The organism is Candidatus Eremiobacteraceae bacterium (genome assembly GCA_035295225.1).
In the GTDB taxonomy this organism is placed as follows: domain Bacteria; phylum Vulcanimicrobiota; class Vulcanimicrobiia; order Eremiobacterales; family Eremiobacteraceae; genus JABCYQ01.
The window spans coordinates 1-24,117 of the sequence record DATGJI010000034.1; the positions used below are offsets into that span (position 1 = coordinate 1).

Below are 24,117 nucleotides of genomic sequence, written 5' to 3' on the forward strand. Positions count from 1 at the left end.
CGTCGGGCGTCTTGCGCGATTCGCAGAAGATCGGGCTCGTCGGCAAGAACGGCGCAGGCAAATCCACGCTGTTGCGGATCGTCGCCGGCCTCGATCGCGCCGATGGCGGCACGGTCGTGCGTGCCAGAAACGCGCGCTTCGGGTTCGTCAGCCAGGATGCGTCGGAAGACGCGCGCGGAAGCCTCCGCGAGGCCTTGGAATCGGCAGTCTCGACCGTCCTTGCGCACGAGCGCGAACTGCGCGCGCTTGAAGTGGCCATGGAGACGGCGGACGAAACCGATCTCGAACGTCTCATGATCCGCTACGGCCAAGCGCACGACGACTTCGAGCGTCACGGCGGCGCAGCCATGCCGCGGCGCATGCGCTCGATGGTCGCTGCGTTCGGCTTCGACGAGGATGACCTCGATCGGCCGCTGCGCGAATTTTCCGGCGGACAACGCACGCGGGCGAATCTCGCGCGCGTGCTGCTCGAAGATCCCGATTGTCTGCTGCTCGACGAACCGACCAATCATCTCGATCTCGACGCGGTTCGCAAACTCGAAGATCTGATAATCGGCGACCGTCGAGCGTACATCATCGTCTCGCACGACCGCTACGTGCTCGATCGCGTTTCGACGGCGATCTGGGAGCTCGATGCAGGCAAGGTCATCGAGTATCCGGCGCCGAGAGGTGGGGGCGCGTACGCTGCTTTCCTTGTCGAGCGGCAGATACGAGAAGAAGCGGCGGCTGCCGAGAGCGAACGCTTCGCAGCCGAGCGTGAGCGGCGTCTCAAAGTCATCGCCGAGCTGCGGACGCATGGTTCGCACAACTACGCGCAGGTCAGAAGCCGCGAAAAACAGTTGGCGAAACTCGTCGCGCCTTCCGGGCCGCGGCGCCGCGCGCGCGCGATCGGGATCGGCCTGCAGTCCTCACGCGCGGCGGGCAAAGGTATCGCCGTTTCTGTCGACGGCCTCGCAAAGCGATTCGCCAAGCCGCTTTTCTCCGGTTTGCATTTCGAGCTCACCGCGGGTGAGCGGCTCGCCGTCGTCGGTCCAAACGGCGCGGGCAAATCCACGCTGTTGAAGATCATCGCGGGCGCGCTCGAGCCGGACGCGGGAACCGTCAGGTTCGGGTCCGGAGTTGCGCCTGCGTACTTCTCCCAGGATTCAAGCGAAGCGCTTGCCTCCGGGGTGCGAGCCGTTGATGCAGTCGCGCACGCGCCGGGTATCACGCCGCACCGCGCGCGCACGCTGCTCGGAGCGCTAGGCTTGAGCGGCGATGCCGGCGATAAGCCCGTGGAATCGTTTTCCGGCGGCGAACGCAGGCGCATCATGCTCGCGCGCCTGATCGCAGGCGAAGCGCCATGCCTGCTCTTGGATGAGCCGACGAACGACCTCGATATCGACAGCCGCGAAGCGTTCGAGCGCGCGCTCGATTCGTTTCCGGGATCGATCATCGCGGTCTCGCACGATCGGTACCTGCTGCAGCGCATCGCCGACCGGGTGCTCGCGCTGTCCGAGAGCGGATGGGAGCTTTTCGACGGCGGCTACGCGGCGTTCGAATCGAGAAATTCCGTGCCCTCGTCCGATGCCGCACCGCCGGACGATGGATCGAAGCGCGCATCGCCGCCGCGCGTGCCTCTCTCTAAGAACCGCAGAGCGCAACTCGAAGCCGATTGCGCTGCGCGAGAGCTCGAGATCGAAGAACTGGACGCGCGTGTGAGTGAGGTCGAAGCACGGTTCGCTGCGCCCGGAATCGGCAAAGATCCAACGGCCATGCGCGCCGCGACCTCTGAATTGGAGTCGCTCGCCCGCTTGCGTTCCGATGCGATGTCGGCGTGGGAACGTGCGATCGACGAGCTCTCGGCGTGCGAAGACGAGACCGGCTGATCCGTGACGTCGCGCCCCGAGAGCCCGTACGCAGAACTTGCGACCGAGCGCGGCCGAGCGCTCATAGCAGGTCTTGAAGCGTTCACCGAAGCGCGCCTGACCGACGCGGTCGCGTATGCGCGCGCGCGGGTGCCCGCGCCGCTCGCCGCCGCGGCGCTGGCGACCGTATTCGCCCGCCGGCGCGCCGTGGGGGCGCATAAATTTGAGCGGCCGCACGAATTGATTTTCACGCGCGAGGGATTCGAACAAGCCACCGCCGAGGCGGTGGCGCGGCACCGCGCCGAGCGGTTCGCCGGGCTCCATAACGTCGCCGATTTGTGCTGTGGGGTCGGCGGCGACACCCTGGCGCTTGCTCGCGCAGGTTGCGACGTCCTCGCCATCGATCTGGACGCTGACGCGCGAGCCTGCGTCCAGGCGAACGCCGCGGCGCTCGGATTCGGCGAGCGCGTGCGCGTCGTGAGCGGCGATGCCGCGACGGTCGATCTTTCCGGCTGTGACGCAGCCTTTGCCGATCCGTCGCGACGCAGTTCGGGGCAGCGTGCGAAAAGCGGCGAAGACTACTCGCCGCCGTTGGCAGCGGTGCTTGCGCGCGCCTTAGATCTGCCGGGCCACCGCCTTGCTGTGAAGGCGGCACCCGGCCTGCGCGTGCATGATCGCGGCTCGCTCGGGCTTGCACAGGGTATCGCGCTTGAAGTCGAACTCGTCTCCGATCGCGGCACGTGCAAAGAATCGGTGTTATGGTGCGGCGAGCTCGCGCGATGCGACGGCGCGCGGCGCGCCACGGTGATCCGCTCAGGTCAAGCCGCGGTGCTCGACGGCACGCTGAACAGCGACGCCCCGCCGTCGTCAGAGTTCCGCACCTTTATCGGAGAGCCGGACGGAGCCGTGATCCGCGCCGGTCTGATCGGCGAACTCTGCGCGATCGAGCATGCTTCGGTACTCGATCGTAAGGTCGCCTATCTCACAGCGGACGCGCCGGCTCGAACCGCTTTCGCGCGCTGGTTTCGCCTCATCGAGGCTTTGCCGTTCAACGTCCATCGCGTCCGGGCGCGGCTGCGCGAACTCGCATTGCAAAACGTGATCGTGAAGACGCGCGCATTCCCGATGCTGCCCGACGAGATCCGCGCGCTGCTGCGCGTCGGCGACGGCGGTGATGCCGTCGTGATTTGCGCGACGCTGCGCGAGAAGAAGTGGGCACTCGTGTGCGGAACCGCCGAGCCGTGATCGACGCGCTCGTCACCGCCGGCGCACGCTTGCCGCCCGAGCTTCGGCGCCGGTTCGGCACGCACATCAAGGCGCTCGTTCCCATCGGCGGGGCCACGCTCGTCGATCGGACGATCGCGGCAATACGGGGCGTGGCAGGCGTGTCGCGTATCACCGTCGTCGGCCCGGCGGAGATGCGGCCCCGCATCAACGTCGACCGGTTTGTCGATGAGACGGAGAGCGGCGAGAAGAACCTGCTGGCCGGTCTTGCGGCGATCGTAGGCGAGCGCACGCTGCTCTGCGCTTCCGACATGCCCTTCGTGTCGGCAGGAGCGCTCGATGATCTGCTCGCTCGCGCGCCGAGCTCGGCCGCTATCGTCTATCCTATATATACGCGGGCGGAATTCGATGCCGCGTATCCCGGTGGCCGCAGCGCGTTCGCGCGGCTCGCGGACGGCGAATTCACGGGCGGCAGCGCATTCGTGATCCGCGGCGCGGTGCTGCGCGAGCGTACGGAACTCATATCCAAGGCGTTTGGAGCTCGCAAGAATCTCTTCGCGCTCGCGACGGTCCTCGGCGCCGCGCTGACGCTCGCATTCGTGAGAGGCGCGGTTCGCGTCGCGCAGATCGAAGCGCGGGCGAGCGCCCTGCTCGGCGGCGACGTCGTCGCGCTGCGCGGTGCCGACCCTGCGCTTGCGTTGGATTGCGACGACGAGTCGGATTTCGCGTTCGCGCAAGCGATATACGAACGAGCGGCTTTGTGAGGCAAGGGCGGCGCGTTCACCCGGCCGCTCTCTCTGCATATTGGTTCGCATTGGAAGCGCACTGGGCGGCGCTGCTCGGCGCGGCGGCACAAGGCCAGATCGCCCGATTCGCCGATCCCTCATTCGTGGGCCACGCGGCGTCCATCTTGTTCGGATGCGGCGCGGCGCTTTCCATCATCTCGCAGTACGTCGCGGGTCGTGCGTCGGACCGGCTGCGCAGGCGCATGCCGTTCATGATCGCCGGGACCGTGTGCGATGTCGCGGCGCTGTTCTGCTTTGCTCTCGCGCCGTCGTTTCTCTCGGTCGTCGTCGCGTTCTGCGCGGTCCAGATCTCGCTCAACATCGCCGGCGGCCCATATCAGGCGCTGATACCGGATCGTGTCGCACCGGAGCATCAAGGCCGCGCATCGGCGTTCATGGGCCTCTTCCGGCTCGCTGGTAACGCAGGCGGGTTGCTGCTCGCGAGAGCGTTCGTCCGTCAGCCCGGCCCCACCGTCAGCGTCGCGACCTTCGAGCACGGGCTCCTCTTGCTCGCAGCGGCGGTTTCGGGTCTGCTCGTGATCGGCCTTGTGATCACACTCGCCGCCGCCGGAGAGGTCGCGCCTGGATCGGGCGATCGCGTAGCGGCGACGGATGTGGCGGCCGTCGAAGAGCCATGGCTGTATCGGCGATCGTTTGTGATCCTGACCGTTTCGCGCTCGCTCGTCAACCTCGGCCTGTACTCGATACTTCCGTACTTCGCGTTCTATCTCAGAAATGCGATCCGGGTCGCGACCTATCTTCCGACCAGCGTCGACCTCTTGCTCGTCATGACCGGATGTTCGCTCATCGGCACGCTTCCCGCCGGCATTGCGAGCGATCGCTTCTCGAAGAAATCGCTGATGTTCGGAGCGTTGGGCGCGCTCGCGGTCGGTGCGCTCGGACTGACGCTTGCGACAAGCGTGCCCTTCGTGACCGCCGTCGCGATCCCGATCGGTATCGGGTGGGGCGCGTACTACTCGGTCGACTGGGCGCTCGCGTGCAATCTCTTGCCGCGCGCTCGCGCCGGTGCGCTCATGGCTTTATGGAACATCGGGGCATCGGGCCCGCAGGTCCTCGCGCCGCTCATCGGCGGCTACATCGTCGACTCGCGCGCGCTGGCGCAGCTCGGACCCGGTGAAGGATATCGCGTGCTGTTCGCATTGGTCTGCGCGTACGTGATTCTCGGCGCGGTCGCGCTTTCGTTCGTGCGGGAGCCCCTGCGTGACGCGGAAGGAATGATGTCGCGGGCCCGATAAGGCGCCCGAGAATCGCACCGCAACGCTTAAGAAGAGGAGCGTCAGCGTGAAAAGGATTGCAGGTCTGCTGGCCGTGATGGTAGCTTCGGCAGTCGCCGTTGCCGCCTGTGGAAGCAACTCGAATTCAAATTCTAGCTCGGGCGGCTCGAGCACCGATACGTCGGCTCCGACGACGGCGGCAGCGACAGCGGCGAGCGGCGGATCCTCGGCGGCGGCCAGTCTGCCGATTCCGCTTGCGAAGCTGCCCTCGATGAAAGTAGCGGCTGGGGATGTCGCAAACGGCTCCAAGCTATTCGCGGCCAATTGCGAGAGCTGCCACGGCGCCGGCGGGAAGAACGGACAGGTAGGGCCGACTCTCGCGGGCACGGGGCTCAAGGCAGGTCAGGTAGCATTCATGGTCCGCAACCCCGCCGCGGTCGACAAGGATTCGGCGATGCCGAAATTAGGCGGCATAACCGATAAGGATCTCGCGGACATCTCCGCATACGTCGCGTCGCTCAAGAAGTAAGACGGGCGATCGATTCGCGCAAGCCCGGCCGCTCGGTCGGGCTTTCGCATTCTGACAACCCAGCGCGTGCAGGCGCCGCTGCGTGACGGTGCCAAACCCAAAACGTAGTGACCGTCAATCTATATTGGTTTCGTCGCGATCTGCGTCTGCGCGACAACCCCGCGCTTAGCGCCGCGCGCGCCGCGGCAACCACGACCTACGGCGTGTTCGCCTCGGCGGACTTCGGTTCGTTGAACGCCCGTCAGCGTGCCTTTGCGTGCGGCTGCCTCAAGAAGATGCGGGCGGATCTCGCAAAGCGCGATGCTTCGCTGACGCTTTGCGACGGAGCGGCCGGCGAAGCGATCGCGAGCGCCGCAATCCGCCTTGGAGCGAATGCCGTCTACTGCGCCCGCGGATACAGCAGTCTCGAGCGAGCACAAGAAGCTGAAGTCGCAGCCGCGCTTGCTAAGGCCGGCCTTGCACTGCATACCGGACGCGCCGACTGCGTACACGAACCCGAAGCCGTGGCCGAGAAGAAACAGGCGCCCGGCGCCGGGTATCTCGTGTTTCCGGCGTTCTACGATGTGTGGCGCGGCATGCCGGCGGATCTGCCGGGGCCCGAGTCGCCCCCGAACGGACGGGACGACGAAGAAGGGCCGCTGCCCGATTTTGGCGGCGCGTTCGGCGTGGCCGGTCCGGGTGAGGCCTGGGCCGCCGATCGTCTCACGCATTTCATCACCGCATCGGCCGGCGACTATCGGACCAACGCGGAATACCCAGGACGCGGCGGCACCTCTCGCCTTGCCGCATCGCTTCGTTTTGGCTGCATAAGTCCGCGCCAGATCTATGGCGCGCTCGCAGAGAAGATGTCGCGATCGTGGACGCTCGTGGAAGAGCGTCACTCGATGCAGACCGTGATGCGTCGTCTGGCGATGCGCGACTTTTACATTCAGCTCAGTTATTTCGACCCGTCGCTTCACGACACCGAGCAACAGCCGAAGATGCGCGGCTTCGCGGCCGCGGTGCCGGCGGAGACGCTGCAGCGCTTTGCCTCCGGAAATACCGGCTATCCGCTCGTCGACGCTGCGATGCGCCAACTGCATGCAGAAGGGCACGTGCACCAGCGCGCCGCGATTTGCGCAGCGTCGTTCTGGTGCATCGATCTCGGCGGCGACTGGCGTGCGGGCCGCGATCTTTGGATGGACCAACTGCTCGAAGCCGACGACGCGCAGTGCGACGGCAATTGGCAGCGCATCGCCGGTAGCGGCTCGGATCAGGCCTCCTATCCGCGGATCTATAATCCGGTGAAACAGGCGCGTTTCTTCGATGCGCAGGCGGTCTACATCCGCCGCTACGTTCCTGAGCTTGCAAAATTGCCGACATCAGCGGCGCTCGCACCGTGGAACGTCGATCGCAGCCACCAGATCGAGCTGGGATTCTTCACGCCCGACCACTATGCGCAGCCGATCGTCGATCACGCGACGGCCGCGCGTGCGTTCCTCGCGCGCTACAAAGCGCACCGCGGAGCATAATGATGGAGGGCGGGCCTTTACGGCCCGCCGGCGGACCATGAAGGTCCGCCCCACATCACAAAGGTCTGCCCCACATCACAAAGGTCCGCCCCACCTCAACAGCTACGCCGCGTATTTCTCCGCGTAGTCCGCCGCGATCGGAACGCGCGGTGTGTGACCGCCGAACGTTCGGACGGCGAGATACAAGTCAACGAAAAACCACGCCGGCACCATGAACGGCATGAAGAGCGCGCTCTGCCAACCGACGAGCGGCAGATTGACGCTGTAGCTGTATACGAGATAGACCAGCACGCCGAGGGCATTCACACCCAAGGCCTGCACGATGTGATAACGCACGAACGCATTGCGATGCGAGCGGATGAAGAGCATAAGAAGCGCGAGCGGCCAAAGCGGGTAGCAGAGCGCCGCAAGCAAGCGGTCTTCCGACGACGGCGCCGGTTCGATCGTGCTCACGTTGGCAGAGGCACGGGGCTGACTCGGCGGCGGTGCGGCTGCGGTCTCCGGGCCAGCGGTGCGCGTACCGCCGTTGGCTGCGCCGGCCAAACGAGGCCGGTCAGCGGCATGCGCGTTGATGGCCCTGCCCAATCGGCAGCCCGGGCAAACAGCGTCGACCGAGCAGTGCGCGCAGATCTCGCGACCGCAATCTCGGCAGACGAGAGCGGTTGGAACGGCAGGGTGATAATAGCAGCTCATGTGGCTCCTCCGATGACGCGTGGAATCCCGTCTCCTGTGGTTTCCAAAAGTCCATCCGCTCTGCTGTACCTAGGCGTTTGCACTTTGTTTCACCGGTGTCGCACGCCGCGAATTGGGGGATTCCCCGTGCGCTCGGCCAAACAGGCCGGACACACATGGTCTATAAGCGACTGCTGAATTATGCGCGGCCGCACGCGTGGCGGATCGCGCTCGGCCTTGCGTGTACGGCCCTCGGCTCGGCGGCCACGATCGCCTATTTCAAAGTCGCCGAATCGATCGTCTCGTCGGTCCAGGGCAAAAGCCTCAATCTGCTCTTTGAGACGCTGCTCGCCTTTGCCATCCTTAACCTGATCAAGAACGCCGCGACGTACGCAGGCTCATATACTATCGCCGCGACGGGACAGCAAATCGTCGCGCGCATCCGTTCCGAACTGTTCCGGCGCATCGAATACCTTCCGCTGAACGTCTTCGATCGCTGGCGCGGCGGCGAGCTTCTCTCCCGGTTCTCCAACGACGTGAACATCATGGTTCAAGGCGTCATGTCGTCGCCGCAGTTCATCGGCGCCATCTTGACGCTCGTGGGTTCGGTCGTAGCCATGGCGGTCGTGAATTGGCGGCTGCTGCTCGTGCTGATGGCGGTGGCGCCGTTCGTGTCCTATGCGGTTTCGCGATTCTCGGTCATGCTGCGCGGCGTGACCGGAACGTCTCTTGCACGAGTGGCCGACGTCAACGCGGTCTTCGTGGAGTCGATCGACTCGATGCGCGTCATCAAAGCGTTCGGCCGCGAGGAGCATGAGTTCGGACGATTCACGGACCGCAATGATGCATATCTCGGCGCTTCGTTGAAGATGACGCAGATCGCGCTGACACAGACGCCGGTCGTAGACGTCATCGTCAGCCTGGGCCTTGCCATTCTCGCCGGCTACTCATTCTACGAAGTGGTCATCGGGCGGCTCTCGATCCAGGAATGGGCGGCGTTCTTCACGCTTGCGATGGTCTCGGGAAATCCGGTCAGCCAGATCTCGAACTACGTCGGCGACTTGAACAAAGCGTATATCGGCGCCAAACGCGCCTTTGAAATCCTCGATTTGCCGGTCGAAGCGAGCGACGCGCCGGGCGCAACGCCGCTAAAGGACGTCCATGGGGCGGTGGAATTCAGCGACGTCCGGTTCTCGTACGACGGCGTCAACGACGTGCTCAAAGGCGTGACCGCCTCGATTGCGCCCGGCGACATCGTCGCGCTGGTCGGGCCGTCCGGATCGGGGAAGACGACGATCGTCAACTTGATACCGCGCTTTTATAGCCCGACTCACGGCGCGGTGTCGGTTGATGGCCGCGACATCCGAACGGCCACGCTCGACACCTTGCGTGGGGCGATCGCCATCGTGCCGCAGGATCCGCAGCTGTTCTCGGGGACGATCGCAGACAACGTGCGTTACGGGCGGCTCGATGCAACAGCAGAAGAAGTGCGGGATGCGGCGGCACAGGCGAACGCCGACGAGTTCGTCTCGAAGTTCCCGAACGGTTATCAGACCCTGGTCGGGGCGCGCGGCATTCGCCTTTCAGGCGGGGAACGTCAGCGGATCGCTATCGCGCGCGCGATCTTACGCAAGCCGCGCATCCTCATCCTCGACGAAGCGACGTCGTCCCTCGATGCCCAATCCGAAGCCCTCATCAACGACGCGCTCGACCGCCTGCTCGTCGGACGCACGACCTTCATCATCGCGCACCGCCTCTCGACGATCCGGCGCGCGACGTTGATCCTCGTCATCGATGAGGGACGGGTCGTCGAACGTGGCACGCACGCGGAGCTCATCGCACGCGAGGGCCTCTACGCGCGGCTGTATCGGACGCAACAGCTGGAGCCGGCGGAGACGACGACCTAGGTGGAGCTCGTCCCCCGGTGATCGGCGCGATCCGCAACGTGCTCGTCAAGCATTTCGTCGACTCCAACCGCGATCCAAGACGGACGCTTCTGATCACGAGCGCCGGGCGCGGCGGCTCGACGTGGCTGGCCGAGCTGCTGAACTACCGCAACGATTTCCGCTATATGTTCGAGCCGTTCTATGCGGGTGAGGTACCCGCTGCGGCTGCATTCGCGAATTGGCAGTACCTTCGGCCAAACGAGGACTCACCGGCGCACCTCCGCTACGCCGACGAAGTCCTGACGGGCCGCTTGCGCCACGATCGCGTGGACATGTACAACCGGCGGCTATTCTGTTCGCGCCGGCTCGTCAAAGAAGTGCGCGCGAATCTCATGATCGGCTGGCTTGCAAAGAATTTCCCGGGCATGAAGATCATCTATCTGCTGCGCCACCCGCTGGCGACGGTCCGGTCGCGCCTCGCGCACACGCCGGCGATGGATCTCCAAGCAGAATTCGTGAGCCAAGAGAAGCTCGTCTTCGATCATCTCGCACCCCATCTTGACCGCATCGCTCAAGCGCGAACGGATTTCGAGAGGCACGTCATAGCCTGGTGCATCGAATATCTCGTCGCGGAGCGGCAGATCGCGACGTGCGAACATCGCACCGTGTACTACGAATCGCTTTCCGCAAATCCGGATGGGGAAGCGGGCCGGCTGATGGACTATGCGGACATACCTTTTGATCGCGAGCGCCTCGCGCGGGCTGTGCGCCGCCCGTCGGCGACCGCGCTCGACCGTGCCGGCGCTATCGCAAAGGGCGATGACCTCGTGGACACGTGGCGCTCTGCGTTCACCGCCGAACAACTGCGTTGGGCGCTCGAGACGATCGACGCCTTCGGCCTGTCCTACTTATACGGCGGCGAACTCATGCCGCTGCGGCGTGCCTAGATCCGCACGAACGGCCCGTCTCCAGGCGGATGACCTATGGCGCCGGTAGAGCCCTGGAATGCGACGGGGTGATAGGCGCGCTCGAGCGATGGAAGCGCGAACCGAACCGCAGCCACACATTCGCGCCGGAGAAAGAACGCGTTGACGCCGCGGACGTCTGTGCAGAGCAACGCGTATCCCATCGATTCGCCGAGTGCCGCTAACGAAGCAAGGCTCGCGCCGTAGTACGTCGAGCCATCCCAGACGTGCGCCGGGTCGTAGCGCATCACCCAGCGCTCGGGCGGCACGTGGACTGCGTTATACTCGATGACCACTACTTTCGGCCGATATGCGTGAAGCGCTCGCCAGACCCAGTAATCGTTGCCGTCGATGTCGACGGAAAGGAGGTCGAAGTCCTGAGGCACCCCCGCCTCTTGGAAGAGACCGGCGATGTTCTCCGCAGTGACGAAGGCGGAGACGACACGCGTAGCCGTTCCTTCGTAGCGCTGCATCAGCGCCGGCGCGTAATCGTCGTTACCCTCGATCATGACGCCCGTCCATTGGCGGTCTAACGCGAGGTGCGCCGCGTTGCACTGCGCGCCGTCTTGCACCCCGAACTCGACGAAGAAACCGCGACGTATCTTGAGGCGCGAGAAAATCTCGACGAGGATACCGTCTTCGCCGTTCTGGGAGCGGATCTGCTTCTCATAGTCGTTGGGTGACGCTATCCAAGGGGTGAGGGTCCGTCGGAGCGTCGGCAACATCGGCGCCGTGTACGTCAGGCGGCCCGGGCAATCCTATGCTCGTACGGACGCGGCGGAGCAAGGTCGCGGTCCACGCGCCGCTGTATGTCCGCCGCATGGCGCTGCGCGCATTGCTCATCATGAGGCCCGACGCGGAGACTCGATTCGGCGGCGACACCGTGCTCGTGCGCGACACGGCCGCCGCCTTGAATGCTGCCGGCGTGCAGGCGGACGTCGAATACACCGCTGATCCTGACCCGCGCGGCTACGATATCGCGCACGTCTTCAACGTCGGCCAGCCGGAGATCTGCGCGCAGCAGATCGCCGCATGTGAACGGGCGCGCGTCCCCATCGCGCTCTCACCCGTGTGGCTCGATCTCGAGGAATACACCGGCCGCGGTCTTGCGCAACACCGCCTGTTCGAGCGCCTGCGCGACGCGTCTCGACTGGAGCGCCAGTTACGCGTGTGGCGCGGGCGATCTGCCGCGTCGTTCTTGAGCTTACGCGATCGAATCCGCCTCGCTCGTTCGCGCGCAGCGCAGGCAGATCTGCTTCGCCGGGCAGACGTGCTGCTGCCGAACAGCACGATTGAAGCGCGCGACTGCCTCATGCGCCTCGGCGTGCGCGAAATTCCGTTCGTCGTCGTGCCGATCGCCGCCGATCTCACGCCTTCGGCGTATTGGCAGACATCGCGCAGCGGCGTTTTATGCGTGGGTCGGATCGAAGCGCGCAAGAATCAGACCACCACGCTCCTCGGGCTGCGCAATAGTCCGTTGACCATCTCGGTGGTCGGTGCGGCGCACGATCCATGGCCGTTCGATGCGGTTGCGAGCTGGTCGACAAATTCGCATTTTCTGGGAGCGGTCGACCGCGAGACGCTGCTCCGCCTCTATGGCCGATGCGAGGTCCACGTCTTGGCATCGTGGGTGGAGACGGCCGGCATCGCGAGTCTGGAAGCGGCCGCGGCCGGCGCAAAAATCGTCGTAGGCGACCGCGGTGCTGAAGCCGAGTATTTCGAAGACGATGCCGACTATGCGGATCCGGCCGATCCAGCATCCATCGCGGCTGCCGTCGAGCGAGCGCGAGCCCGGCCGGCGCGCGCACGCGGTGATGCCCTCGATCAGCGCATCGCGCGGCTCACCGCGCAGCGCGGCGCGCGCGCGACGCAACAAGGCTATGAAGTGGCGATCAAGCGATTCGCGGCGGCTCTGTAGGGCGGACCTTTATGGTCCGCCTCGGACCTTCATGGTCCGCCTCGGACCTTCATGGTCCGCCTCTGACCTTTATGGTCCGCCTCTGACCTTTATGGTCCGCCTCACACGGCGCGCGAAGCGGGCAGCAGTCGCCGGGCTGGCTGATCCGTGTTCGCCGACCAGCCCCATCGAATGCGCGCCTCCGCGGCGCGCCAGCTCAGCAAGCGCGCGTAGTTCATCGCGCGAAACGCGTTTTTTGCTCGATCGGCCGGCGTCTGCAACGCGACGATTCGATCGATCTCCCGAAAATTCGCCGACCAAGCATGTGAGAGCGCCGCGACGACAGGGACGACGAAAGGAGCATGCGTGCCGCGATGCGGCATCGCGCGTCGCGCTCGCTGGCCGTAGACATCCGCCGGCGTGGCAGTCGCAAGAGCTCTCTCATCGGGCGCCCAGTCGCACTGCCCGAGCGAAGCGTACAGCCGGCTCTTCTCCCATTCCATTCTCGGCGTGACGACGTGGCCGTAGTGCGCCCAGACCGAGGGAAGAACGGCACGGCGATCGGCGCCAGTCAGCCGCTCGTGCACCGCGCCGGACCAGCTGACGCGCGGCGTGTGGCGGAAGAAACAGAGCCGCCGGTCGATGGCGACCCACCAGCGAAACGACCCCCAGTAGTGGCGGCTGTAGCCGTCGACCGCATCGATATCGTCGGGCAAGCGGTCCAGCAGATTGGCCATCGCCGGAAGCTCGGCGCCGTGAATCTCGTCTGCGTCGACGAAGAGAATCCAGCCGCCTTTGAACGGGCGAGGTATCGATTCGAGACACGTGTTTCGCGCGACGGAGAAATTCTCAAAGCGGGTGCGGATCACGGTGAGCCGCCCGGTCGCGGCGAGACGCGAGCGTGTGTAGACCGGCGCATTTGCGCCGGACGGCGTTCCGCTATTGTCGTTGATGACCGCGTGGTCGCAGACGTCCGCGATAGCGTCGAGGGACGCCGCGAGATACGGTTCGGGCTTCGCGCCGACGATTATGTTGGCGACGATGCCGGGAGACCGGAGCATGCTGACCGAATTGCCCGAACGCGTGCGACCTCCTTTCCTTAGGAGTCGCTGTGAGCCACCCGAGGAGTAAATGGACACGAGTGACCGCACGGTGATCGACCGTTTCAACGCCGCAGCGGAACGGCGCTTCAGCGACTTCGTCGCCACCGACGTCGGCTTGCGGCACGAGACGCGCAAGCCGTTCTGCTGCACCGTGTGCGCCCCTCAACTCGTGTACAAACTCGGCTTGATGCTCTATGCCATGGATCTCCGCCCGGGCGTCAGAGTGCTCGATTTCGGCACCGGCGCCGGCTGGCTCGCGCGCATCATCAACCAACTGGGCATGGGAGCCGCCGGCATTGACGTAGCCGAGTCTGCCGTCGAATTCGCGCGCGCCGCGGCGACCGCATCGCCGCAATTGAATACGGACGTGCCGCTAGAATATGCGACGTACGACGGCTATCGATTCCCGTTCGCCGACGCATCGTTTGATCGAGTCGCGTGTTTCGATGCATTCCATCACATCCCGAACAAGCAGGCGATCTTCGCCGAGTTCTCGCGCGTCCTCGCTGACGGCGGGCGCGCGACATTCGTCGAGCCCGGCGGCCACCATCATGAATCCGATCAAGCAAAGTCGGAGTCGAAGTCTCATGGCGTGCTCGAGGACTCCGTCTCGCTCGACGATATGATCGCTCTTGCAGAAGGCGCGGGACTCGGCGGCGTGGAGATCGCGCCGTATCCTCCCGGCGACCGGCTGCGCTTCAGCGAAGAACAATACCGCGACTTCATGCGCGGTGACGACGCGGCATATAAGCTCGGCGCGATCCGGCGCGATCTGCGCTATGCCTTCATCGTGACGTTCACGAAGGGCGCCCCGCGCGCCGCGCGGCGCAAGCGCTTCTGGTTTTTCTGATCGGCTCGTGATCGGCTCCAAACTGCGCGTCGCGGTCGACGCGTGGAACCTGCCGCACGACCGCCGCGGCATAGGGCGATACGTGCGGGCGATCGTGGATTCGTGGCAGCGCAATGCGGCCGATCGCGTCACGCCGACGCTCATCATTCCGGAATGGCCGGCGTGGCTTCATGCCGCGCCGTACAGAGCGCAGCTCCCGAGCGGGCGCTTACCCATCGCGCATAGGAACGCTGCGAGGCCGGGCCGTTTCGACGTGGCTTGGTTTCCGTGGAACGGCATGTCCTGGACGACCGACCTGGTATCGGTCGCTACCCTCCACGACGCATCGCTTTTCGAGCTCCCGCCGAGCGACGCTGCGGCGGCGAAGAGGGAGCGAGCCCCGTTTCTGCTCGCGGCCGAACGAGCGCGACGCGTGATCACCGACTCGGAGTACTCAAAGGCGGAGCTTGAACGGCATATTCGGTTGCCGGCTGCGAACATCGATGTGGTCCACCTCGGTGTCGATCCCCACCTCACCGCCAAACCCGCGCTCTTTGACGGGGTGCGCCGCTATCTGCTTTTCGTGGGTGAGCCCGAACCGCGCAAAGGACTCGACCTGTTTCTCGCGGCGGCCAAGCAGCTGCCGGATTCCAGCCAGGACGGATTGGCGATCGTGCTAGTCGGCCGAGGCACCGCGATGCTCGACGATGCATCGCGCCGGCCGCGCGTCATCGGCCTCGGTCCGGTCTCAGACGAACGAGTCGCTTCATTATATGCGGGTGCGGCGGCGGTCGTGTACCCTTCATCGTACGAAGGCTTCGGGCTGCCGGTGCTGGAGGCGATGGCGGCGGGAGCGCCGGTCATCGCATCCGACGCAAGCGCCATTCCGGAAGCGGGCGGCGACGCGGCACTGTACTTCCGGTCCGGCGATGAACAGCAGCTGACAGGCGCGATCAACCTCGTCTTGTCGGATCCCATGAAACAGGCTGATTTGCGGGAGCGCGGACTGCGCAGGGCTGCAACCATGACCTGGGACCGCGCCGCCGAAGCGACCTTGGCGATTCTTGCAAAAGCCGCGGCGGCGGCGTAGGAAACGGTATCGCTGTAGCGAAGACACGTCTCACGATCGAGCGAAAACTTAATACGCAACACCCACCCAGTTGAGAAGCGCGCACCGCTGCTTGACTGTATGGGGTTTTGTGTTATAATGGCAATCTATGCCACAGTGGGACGATTGCGCCCGTCGGCACACCGGATCCTGAGCCGAAAGCTCAAGCCCGATTTGCAGCCGACCGCTTCACCGCGCGTCGTCCGCTTTGCTTTCAAACGGCCGCGACATCTGCCGGCCAGAGCTTACTAGGCGCTCCCCGCGCCTTTCGACCTAAACTGCAAGTGCCCGGCAAAGCGCGGCTGGGCGACCATAGAGCAAGGTGACACAAAAGTCGATGGCCACAAAAGATTCGAGCAAGCCGAAGGCTCCCCGAGCGACCAAGTCCGCGACGACGAAGGCGCCAAAAGCGCCGCGCGCCGCCAAGGCGCCCAAGCCGAAAGCTCCCGCAAAGAAGAAAGGGAGTTCGATTGCCCGCGCCCGTGCGCGGCAACCGCGGCCGATCGCGCGGTTGGCGCGGCTCACCGACCCGCGGGCGGCGCTTGAGGCGCTCATCGAGACAAAGGGCGTTGTCAAGACGGTCGAGGGACCGAGCGCCGACGTGCGGCCGCCCGGGCTCAAGCGCGAGCGCTTCACGTTCGCGAAGATCCCGCACACGCTCGATATACCCGATCTGATCGAGCTGCAGAAAGACTCGTTCAACTGGTTCATCACGGAGGGGCTGCGCGAAGCGTTCTCTTCCATCTCTCCCATCAAGGATTTCACCGGCAATCTCGTCCTGGAGTTCGGCGAACATAGCCTGGGCGAGCCGAAGTACACGGTAGACGAGTGCCGCGAGCGCGACATGACCTACTGCGCGCCCTTACGCGTGCGCGTGCGCCTCATCACGTCGGAGTCCGGCGAGATCAAAGGCATCCCGGACCAAGAGATCTTCATGGGCGATTTCCCGCTCATGACCGAAAAGGGCACGTTCCTCATCAACGGCGCCGAGCGGGTCATCGTAAGCCAGCTCGTCCGCTCGCCCGGCGTGTATTTCGCCGGCGATCAGGACACGAACGGCCGGCCGATCTATCGCGCGACGGTCATCCCCAACCGCGGCGCGTGGATCGAGTTCGAGACGGACAACGGCACGAAGAACGACACGACCGAGGGCACCATCGGCGTGCGGATCGACAAGAACCGCAAGATCATGGTCACCACGTTCGTGCGGGCGCTCGACAAGAAATGGGAATCCGACGAGGCGCTGATGGCGCTGTTCGCCGACCCGCTGACCGGCGAAGTGCCGGCCATGATCATGAACTGTCTCGAAAAAGACAAAGACATCAAGACGCGCGAGGACGCGTTGAAAGAGCTTTACAAGAAACTGCGTCCGGGCGAGCCGGAGAACCCCGACAACGCGGAGACGCTGCTGCGCAACACGTTCTTCGACGAGAAGCGCTACGATCTCGCAGCCGTCGGCCGCTACAAGCTGAGCCGCAAGCTCGCGCTGCAGTTCGCCAAGATGAACGTCGAGGCGCCGCAGATCGAAGACATCAAGGACGCCCACGGCAAGGTGAAGTCCAAGGCGGTGCGCTGCCTGACCAAAGACGACCTGATCGCGGTCGTGCGCCAGCTCGTCGAAGTGGTCAACGGCACGCAGTCCATCGACGACATCGACCATCTGGGCAATCGCCGCATCCGTTCTGTCGGCGAGCTGCTGCAGAACCAGTTCCGCGTGGGCTTGCTGCGCCTGGAGCGCGTGGTCCGCGAGCGCATGACCGTGCAAGACCTCGAGACGGTCACGCCGCAAGTGCTGATCAATATCCGCCCGGTCGTGGCTGCCATCAAAGAGTTCTTCGGCTCGAGCCAGCTCTCGCAGTTCATGGACCAGACGAACTCGCTTGCGGAGCTGACCCACAAGCGGCGCTTGTCGGCGCTCGGCCCGGGCGGTCTGTCGCGCGAGCGCGCGGGCTTCGAAGTCCGCGACGTCCACCACAGCCACTACGGCCGCATCTGCCCGATCGAGACGCCGGAAGGCCCGAACATCGGTCTCATCGGATCGCTCGCCACCTACGGGCGCGTGAACCGCTACGGCTTTATCGAAACGCCGTATCGCATCGTGCGCAAGGGCATCGTGACCGATGACATCATCTACCTGACGGCGGACGAAGAAGATCAATTCCGCGTCGCCCAAGCCAACTCCGAGATCGACTCGAAGGGCCGGCTGCTGGGCGAGCGCGTGGTCTGCCGCTACGCAGAAGAGTATATAGAAGCAACGCCGGCAGACGTGCACCTCATGGACGTCTCGCCGAAGCAGATCGTCTCGGTCGCAACGGCGCTGATCCCGTTCCTCGAGCACGACGATGCGAACCGCGCGCTCATGGGCGCGAACATGCAGCGTCAGGCCGTGCCGCTCTTGCGCCCGCAAGCGCCGCTCGTCGGCACCGGCATGGAATACCGCGCGGCCAAAGATTCGGGCGGCGTGGTCGTGGCCGAGGAATCGGGCAAGGTCGTCGGAGTGACGGCGGACCGGATCGAGATCGAAAACGCCAAGGGCGTCGTCCGGACGTACCCGCTCGTGAAGTACATGCGCTCGAACGCCGGCACGTGCATCAATCAGATGCCGCTCGTCAGCAAGGGCGAACACGTGAAGCGCGCCGCGATCATCGCCGACGGCCCGTCGAGCGACGGCGGCGAGCTCTCGCTCGGCCAGAACGTCCTCGTCGCGTTCATGCCGTGGGAAGGCTACAACTACGAGGACGCGATCCTCATCTCCGAGCGTCTCGTCAAGGACGATCGTTTCACGTCCATCCACATCGAAGAGTACGAATGCGAAGCGCGCGACACGAAGCTCGGACCCGAAGAGATCACGCGCGATATCCCCAACGTCGGCGAAGATGCGCTGCAGGATCTTGACGAGCAAGGCATCGTGCGCATCGGCGCCGAGGTCCGCCCCGAAGACATCCTCGTCGGCAAAGTGACGCCCAAAGGCGAGACCGAGCTGACGGCCGAGGAGCGGCTGCTGCGAGCGATCTTCGGCGAGAAATCGCGCGAGGTCCGCGACACCAGCTTGAAAGTGCCGCACGGCGAAAAAGGCAAAGTCATCGACGTCAAGGTCTTCAAGCGCGAGAACGGCGACGAGCTTTCACCTGGCGTCAACGAACTCGTGCGCGTCTACGTGGCGCAAAAGCGCAAGATCCTCCAAGGCGACAAGATGGCGGGCCGACACGGCAACAAGGGCGTCATCGCCAAAGTTCTTCCCGAAGAAGACATGCCGTATCTGCCGGACGGAACGCCGATCGAGATCGTGCTCAATCCGCTCGGCGTGCCGAGCCGCATGAACATCGGCCAGATCATGGAGACGCACCTGGGTTGGGCGGCGAAGCTGCTCGGCTTCCACATCGCCACGCCGGTCTTCGACGGCGCGCGCGAATCGGACATCCGCGAATGGCTGGAACGCGCGCACCTCGCCCCTTCGGGCAAGACGAAGCTGTACGATGGGCGCACGGGCGAGTCGTTCAACCGCGACGTGACAGTGGGCTACATCTACATGCTCAAGCTCGCGCATTTGGTGGATGATAAGATCCACGCGCGCTCGACCGGCCCGTACTCGATGATCACGCAGCAGCCGCTGGGCGGCAAAGCGCAGTTCGGCGGACAGCGCTTCGGCGAGATGGAGGTCTGGGCGCTCGAGGCATACGGTGCGGCCTATACGCTTCAGGAGTTGCTCACGGTCAAATCCGACGACGTCGTCGGCCGCGTGAAGACATACGAAGCGATCGTCAAGGGCGAGAACGTTCTCGAACCCGGCGTGCCCGAGTCGTTCAAAGTGCTCATCAAAGAGCTGCAAGCGCTCGCGCTCGACGTCAAGGTGCTCACCGCAGCGCGCGAAGAGATCGAGATCCGGCTCACCGATGAAGACCTCGGCGAGAAGGCGAGCGAGATCGGACTGCTCATGGGCGACGAAGATCCGAAGCTCGTCGCACCCGCCCCCACGACCGCGGCCTCGCGTCCGCGCAAGGCCGGTTCGGACGGCGACGTGGATGAGGTCGAGAGCGTCGGCGTGAGCACCGCCACCGCAGTGCTCGAACAAGATCCGGACGACGAAGAAGAAGACAACGAATCAAGCGATGACCAAAGCCCCGAGAGCGCCGGCGACGGCGGGCTCGGTTCGATCGAAGATGTGGAGCCCTAAGTAATCAATGGCAACGATGCTAGACGTCAATAACTTCGATGCGATGCGCATCGGACTGTCGAGCCCGGAGCAGATCCGCGCATGGTCCTTCGGCGAAGTCAAAAAGCCGGAGACCATCAACTACCGTACGCTCAAACCCGAGCGCGACGGTCTGTTCTGCGAGAAGATCTTCGGCCCGACCAAAGACTGGGAATGCCACTGCGGCAAGTACAAGCGCATCCGCTTCAAGGGCATGATCTGCGACCGCTGCGGCGTCGAGATCACGCGCGCAAAAGTGCGGCGCGAGCGCATGGGGCATATCGAGCTGGCCACGCCGGTCTCGCATATCTGGTATTTCAAGGGCGTGCCGTCGCGCATCGGCATCCTGCTCGACATGTCGCCGCGCCAACTCGAGAAGGTCATCTACTTCGCGGCATACATCGTCATCGATCCGGGCGGAACGCCGCTCGAGCACCGCGAGATCCTGACCGAACAGAAGTACCGCGAGCACCGCGAGAAATACGGCAGCGCGTTCAAAGCAGGCATGGGCGCCGAGTCCATCCGCGAATTGCTGCGCGAGCTGAACTTGCGCAAGCTGCAGGCCGAACTGCGCGGTGAATTCGAGGGCACGAGCGGCCAGAAGCGCATCAAGGCCGTCAAGCGCCTTGAAGTGGTCGAAGCTTTCATCAATTCCGGCAACAAGCCGGATTGGATGATCATGTCGTGCGTGCCGGTCATCCCGCCGGAGCTGCGGCCCATGGTCCAGCTCGACGGCGGCAGATTCGCAACGTCCGATCTCAACGATCTCTACCGGCGCGTCATCAACCGGAACAACCGTCTGAAACGGCTGCTCGAGCTTTCCGCGCCCGAGATCATCATCAAGAACGAGAAGCGCATGCTGCAGGAAGCGGTAGACGCGCTCATCGATAACGGCCGCAGAGGGCGCCCGGTGACCGGCCCGAACAACCGGCCGCTGAAATCGCTGTCGGACATCCTCAAAGGCAAGCAAGGCCGCTTCCGCCAGAACCTTCTCGGCAAGCGCGTGGACTATTCAGGCCGCTCGGTCATCGTGGTCGGCCCGAATCTGCGGCTGCATCAGTGCGGACTTCCGAAAGAGATGGCGCTCGAGCTCTTCAAGCCGTTCGTCATGAAGAAGCTCGTCGACCGCGGTCAAGCGCACAACATCAAGAGCGCGAAGCGCATGGTGGAGCGCGTGCGGCCGGAGGTCTGGGACGTGCTGGATGAGGTCATCAAAGACCATCCGGTGCTCTTGAACCGCGCCCCAACGCTGCACCGCTTGGGCATCCAAGCGTTCGAACCCGTGTTGGTGGAAGGCAAAGCGATCCAGATCCATCCGCTGGTGTGCACGCCGTACAACGCCGATTTCGACGGCGATCAGATGGCCGTCCACTTGCCGCTCTCGGCGGGCGCGCAGGCGGAGGCGCGCATCCTAATGCTCTCCGCGAACAACATCCTGCAGCCCTCGTTCGGCAACCCCGTGTCGATCCCGTCGCAAGACATGGTGCTCGGACTCTACTACCTGACCATCGATCACGAGATGGCAGGCACGGAGCCCAGCCGCCGCGACGACAACGGCAATCCGGTGGCGCGCTCGTTCTTCTCGGAGAAAGAGGCGCAGATCGCGTACGACTGCCAGGCGATCACGCTGCACGAACCCATCCGCCTGCGGTGGAAGGGCGAGAGCATCGACACCACCATGGGGCGCCTGATCTTCAACATGGCGCTGCCCGATCACTGGAACCATCCGTTCGTCAACCACACGATCGACAAGAAGGGTCTGACGAAGTTCATCGCCACGTGCTACCGTAAGTACGGCAACGCGGAGACGGCGGGCTTCCTCGACTCGATCAAGACGCTCGGCTTCCGGTTCGCGACGATCTCGGGAACGACCGTCTCCATCGCCGACATCGTGATCCCCGCGAAGAAATACGAGTTGATCGCCAACGCCGACAAAGCGGTCGGCCAGGTCAACGAGCTGTATCGCACCGGACTGTTGTCCGACGACGAGCAGTACACGAAGACGATCGACATCTGGACGCGCACCGGCGAAGACGTGACGCAAGCGCTGCTCGCTGGGCAGAACCGGCTCAACCCGATTCTCATGATGGCGACGTCCGGCGCGCGCGGCTCGATCGCGCAGGTGAAGCAGATCGCCGGCATGCGCGGACTCATGGCCGACCCGTCCGGCCGCATCTTGAGCATCCCGATCAAGGCCAACCTCAAAGAAGGCCTGACCGTGCTCGAGTACTTCATCTCCACGCACGGCGCACGCAAGGGTCTTGCCGACACCGCGCTGCGCACGGCTGACTCGGGCTACCTCACCCGGCGTCTTGTCGACGTCGCGCAGGACGTCATCGTGCGCGAGGAAGACTGCAAGTCGAAGCGCGGGATCACCGTGCGCGACATCGCGTCCGGAAAAGAAATCATCGAAGGTCTCTTCAACCGCATCAACGGGCGCTTTGCGCTCAAGGATGTCATGGACCCGGCGCATCCCACCAAGCCGATGGTCCGCGCGGGCGAAGAGATCGACGACGAGCATGCGCAAGCGATCGTGGACGCGGGCGTCAAGGAAGTGCAGATCCGCTCGGTGCTCACGTGCGACGCGCCGGTCGGCGTGTGCGCGGTCTGTTACGGCCGGAATCTCGCGACCGGCGGCAAGGTCGACATCGGCGAAGCGGTCGGCATCATCGCAGCGCAATCGATCGGCGAACCGGGCACGCAGCTCACGCTGCGGACCTTCCACACGGGCGGCGTCGCGTCGGAGGACATCATCACCGGTCTGCCGCGCGTGGAAGAATTGTTCGAAGCGCGCAAGCCCAAGGGTCAGGCGATCATCACGGAAGAGGCGGGTTCCATCCACATACAAGAGGACAAGGGAATCCGCGAAGTCGTGGTGACCGACGCCGAAGGCGAGGAGCACGTCTACGAGATCCCATTCAACGTGCACCTCATGGTCCACGACGGCGACAAGGTCGTCGCCGGCGATCAGCTGATCGACGGCTCGGTCAGCCCGCACGACATCCTGCGCCTTAAAGGCGAGACGGCGCTGCAGAACTACCTCGTGCAAGAAGTGCAGAAGGTCTACAAGAGCCAGGGCGTGGACATCAACGACAAGCATATCGAGGTCATCGTGCGCAGCATGCTGCGCAAAAAGAAAGTCACGGAGAGCGGCGGCACGCGGCTGCTGCCGGGGCAGATGCTCGACGCAGACAAGTTCCACAGCATCAACGCACAAGGCGCGACCGAAGGCAAGGACCCGGCGAAAGCCGACACCGTGCTGCTCGGTGTGACCAAGGCGTCGCTTGCCACCGAGTCGTTCTTGTCGGCGGCATCGTTCCAAGAGACCACGCGCGTGCTCACGCAGGCGGCGATCGAAGGCAAATACGATCCGCTGCTCGGTCTCAAAGAGAACGTGATCATCGGCAAGCTGATCCCGGCCGGCACCGGAATGCCGCGCTATCGCAGCGTGGACGTCTGGGGCAAAGGCGTGCCGCGACACCGCGAAGTCGACATCTTCGCGGAGCTCGATGCGGAGTTCGGCGGCGGCGAGCAGGTCGAGCCGCTCGTGGGCGCCACGGCGACCACGACGGACGGTGCGACGTCTCTCATCGACCCAGCTTCGGAGATGGACATGTGATCCGGCCGGGCGGCGTCGCCGCCGCCCGCCACGTGCTGTTCGACTTCGATCACACGCTCGGTAAAGACAATCGGCTCGAGGAGCGTGTGCTCCTCGAGCTTGCCGCGCTCTACTGCCCGCGCGTGCCGTCACCGGTGGAGATCACCGATGCGCTCGCCGAGTTCCGCAGCGGCGACATCTCCCTCGATGAGATGGTAGAGGATGCTATCGCGGATTGGGGCGGCAAGCGCCACCGCGACGCTCCCGACGAATACCGCGCGCGCTGCCTTGCCCTCGTGCCCGCGTCCGTTGAGGCGACTCCCGGCGCGAAGCAGCTATACGACTGGCTGGCGGAGCGCGGGGTGCGTCACGCCATCCTTACCAACGGCTGGACCGAATTGCAGCTGAGCAAAGCTGCTGCGGCGGGCTATCCGGGCCGCGTCATGACATCGCAAGAGATCGGCTATTGGAAGCCGGACGCGAGGGCGTTTCGACACGCATGCGACGCGCTCGATTTCGAGATCGCGTCCACGCTCTACGTGGGAGATTCGCCGGAGGCGGACGTCGCAGGTTCGAAAGCCGCCGGCCTCATCGCTTGTTGGGCCGATCTCGATGGGCGAGCGTATCCGACGCTCCTTCCGGCCCCCGACCATACGATCACGAAATTGTCTGATCTGCCCAGGCTGCTCGAAGATCCCTAAGCTCCCACATGTCGAGGCGCCCGGGGGGCGCCTCG

Annotated in this window: 16 protein-coding genes and 1 pseudogene; 14 read left to right on the forward strand and 3 right to left on the reverse strand. The window is 64.5% G+C overall.

The features are described from left to right. The 6 genes from VKT51_05920 to VKT51_05945 form a co-directional block, all read left to right on the forward strand. The coding region (locus VKT51_05920; protein ID HLJ83692.1) for an ABC-F family ATP-binding cassette domain-containing protein at positions 1–1,868 on the forward strand (1,868 nt) is incomplete at its 5' end. Positions 1,869–1,871: 3 nt separating this feature from the next. After that, entirely contained in the window at positions 1,872–3,092 is a 1,221-nt protein-coding gene (locus tag VKT51_05925) for a methyltransferase domain-containing protein (protein HLJ83693.1), read from the forward strand. Next, complete coding sequence (locus VKT51_05930; protein ID HLJ83694.1) at positions 3,089–3,835, forward strand: NTP transferase domain-containing protein; 747 nt, start codon at positions 3,089–3,091, stop codon at positions 3,833–3,835. Before VKT51_05925 ends, VKT51_05930 begins: the two co-directional genes overlap by 4 nt. Next, on the forward strand, positions 3,832–5,112 hold the full coding sequence (locus VKT51_05935; protein HLJ83695.1) for an MFS transporter: 1,281 nt from the start codon (positions 3,832–3,834) through the stop codon (positions 5,110–5,112). Before VKT51_05930 ends, VKT51_05935 begins: the two co-directional genes overlap by 4 nt. Before the next feature lie 46 nt (positions 5,113–5,158). Continuing rightward, positions 5,159–5,620, forward strand: coding sequence for a cytochrome c (locus tag VKT51_05940; GenBank protein HLJ83696.1), 462 nt, complete (start codon positions 5,159–5,161; stop codon positions 5,618–5,620). Between the two features lie 107 nt (positions 5,621–5,727). Next, entirely contained in the window at positions 5,728–7,131 is a 1,404-nt protein-coding gene (locus VKT51_05945) for an FAD-binding domain-containing protein (GenBank protein HLJ83697.1), read from the forward strand. A gap of 102 nt (positions 7,132–7,233) precedes the next feature. Here VKT51_05945 and VKT51_05950 read toward each other — a convergent pair whose 3' ends face one another. After that, positions 7,234–7,824, reverse strand: a complete 591-nt coding sequence (locus VKT51_05950; protein ID HLJ83698.1) for a hypothetical protein — start codon at positions 7,822–7,824, stop codon at positions 7,234–7,236. Between the two features lie 155 nt (positions 7,825–7,979). Between VKT51_05950 and VKT51_05955 the strand changes: the two genes are divergently transcribed. Then, a complete protein-coding gene (locus tag VKT51_05955) occupies positions 7,980–9,710 on the forward strand; it encodes an ABC transporter ATP-binding protein (GenBank protein ID HLJ83699.1) in 1,731 nt (576 codons plus the stop codon). 17 nt (positions 9,711–9,727) lie between these two features. Beyond that, on the forward strand, positions 9,728–10,636 hold the full coding sequence (locus VKT51_05960) for a sulfotransferase (GenBank protein HLJ83700.1): 909 nt from the start codon (positions 9,728–9,730) through the stop codon (positions 10,634–10,636). Here VKT51_05960 and VKT51_05965 read toward each other — a convergent pair. Further along, positions 10,633–11,379 carry a hypothetical protein gene (locus tag VKT51_05965; protein HLJ83701.1) on the reverse strand — a complete coding sequence of 249 codons (747 nt, stop codon included), beginning with the start codon at positions 11,377–11,379 and terminating at the stop codon, positions 10,633–10,635. The two genes, VKT51_05960 and VKT51_05965, sit on opposite strands and share 4 nt — an antisense overlap. 35 nt (positions 11,380–11,414) lie before the next feature. On the opposite strand from VKT51_05965, the gene VKT51_05970 reads away from it, so the two are divergent. Next, a complete protein-coding gene (locus VKT51_05970; protein ID HLJ83702.1) occupies positions 11,415–12,572 on the forward strand; it encodes a glycosyltransferase in 1,158 nt (385 codons plus the stop codon). 101 nt (positions 12,573–12,673) lie between these two features. Here VKT51_05970 and VKT51_05975 read toward each other — a convergent pair whose 3' ends face one another. After that, complete coding sequence (locus VKT51_05975) at positions 12,674–13,612, reverse strand: hypothetical protein (GenBank protein HLJ83703.1); 939 nt, start codon at positions 13,610–13,612, stop codon at positions 12,674–12,676. Positions 13,613–13,682: 70 nt separating this feature from the next. Between VKT51_05975 and VKT51_05980 the strand changes: the two genes are divergently transcribed. From VKT51_05980 to VKT51_06000, 5 genes and pseudogenes are all read left to right on the forward strand, one after another. Further along, the gene (locus VKT51_05980; protein ID HLJ83704.1) at positions 13,683–14,504 is read left to right on the forward strand and encodes a class I SAM-dependent methyltransferase; all 822 of its coding nucleotides are present in this window, start codon (positions 13,683–13,685) and stop codon (positions 14,502–14,504) included. Positions 14,505–14,511: 7 nt separating this feature from the next. Then, the gene (locus VKT51_05985) at positions 14,512–15,573 is read left to right on the forward strand and encodes a glycosyltransferase family 1 protein (GenBank protein ID HLJ83705.1); all 1,062 of its coding nucleotides are present in this window, start codon (positions 14,512–14,514) and stop codon (positions 15,571–15,573) included. A gap of 355 nt (positions 15,574–15,928) precedes the next feature. Then, positions 15,929–19,765 (forward strand): DNA-directed RNA polymerase subunit beta, encoded by a 3,837-nt coding sequence (rpoB, locus tag VKT51_05990; protein HLJ83706.1) that lies wholly within the window; start codon positions 15,929–15,931, stop codon positions 19,763–19,765. Positions 19,766–19,781: 16 nt separating this feature from the next. Continuing rightward, positions 19,782–23,225: pseudogene (gene rpoC / locus VKT51_05995) on the forward strand (DNA-directed RNA polymerase subunit beta'). Between the two features lie 173 nt (positions 23,226–23,398). Then, positions 23,399–24,082, forward strand: a complete 684-nt coding sequence (locus VKT51_06000; GenBank protein ID HLJ83707.1) for an HAD family hydrolase — start codon at positions 23,399–23,401, stop codon at positions 24,080–24,082. Positions 24,083–24,117: the final 35 nt, after the last annotated feature.

Bases quoted from the DNA above. Each gene is read 5' to 3' on its own strand.
- VKT51_05975 (HLJ83703.1), bottom strand. From the start codon at position 13,612: ATGCTCCGGTCTCCCGGCATCGTCGCCAACATAATCGTCGGCGCGAAG.
- VKT51_05950 (HLJ83698.1), bottom strand. From the start codon at position 7,824: ATGAGCTGCTATTATCACCCTGCCGTTCCAACCGCTCTCGTCTGCCGA.
- VKT51_05965 (HLJ83701.1), bottom strand. From the start codon at position 11,379: ATGTTGCCGACGCTCCGACGGACCCTCACCCCTTGGATAGCGTCACCC.
- VKT51_05980 (HLJ83704.1), top strand. From the start codon at position 13,683: ATGGACACGAGTGACCGCACGGTGATCGACCGTTTCAACGCCGCAGCG.
- rpoB (HLJ83706.1), top strand. From the start codon at position 15,929: ATGGCCACAAAAGATTCGAGCAAGCCGAAGGCTCCCCGAGCGACCAAG.
- VKT51_05970 (HLJ83702.1), top strand. From the start codon at position 11,415: ATGCTCGTACGGACGCGGCGGAGCAAGGTCGCGGTCCACGCGCCGCTG.
- VKT51_05955 (HLJ83699.1), top strand. From the start codon at position 7,980: ATGGTCTATAAGCGACTGCTGAATTATGCGCGGCCGCACGCGTGGCGG.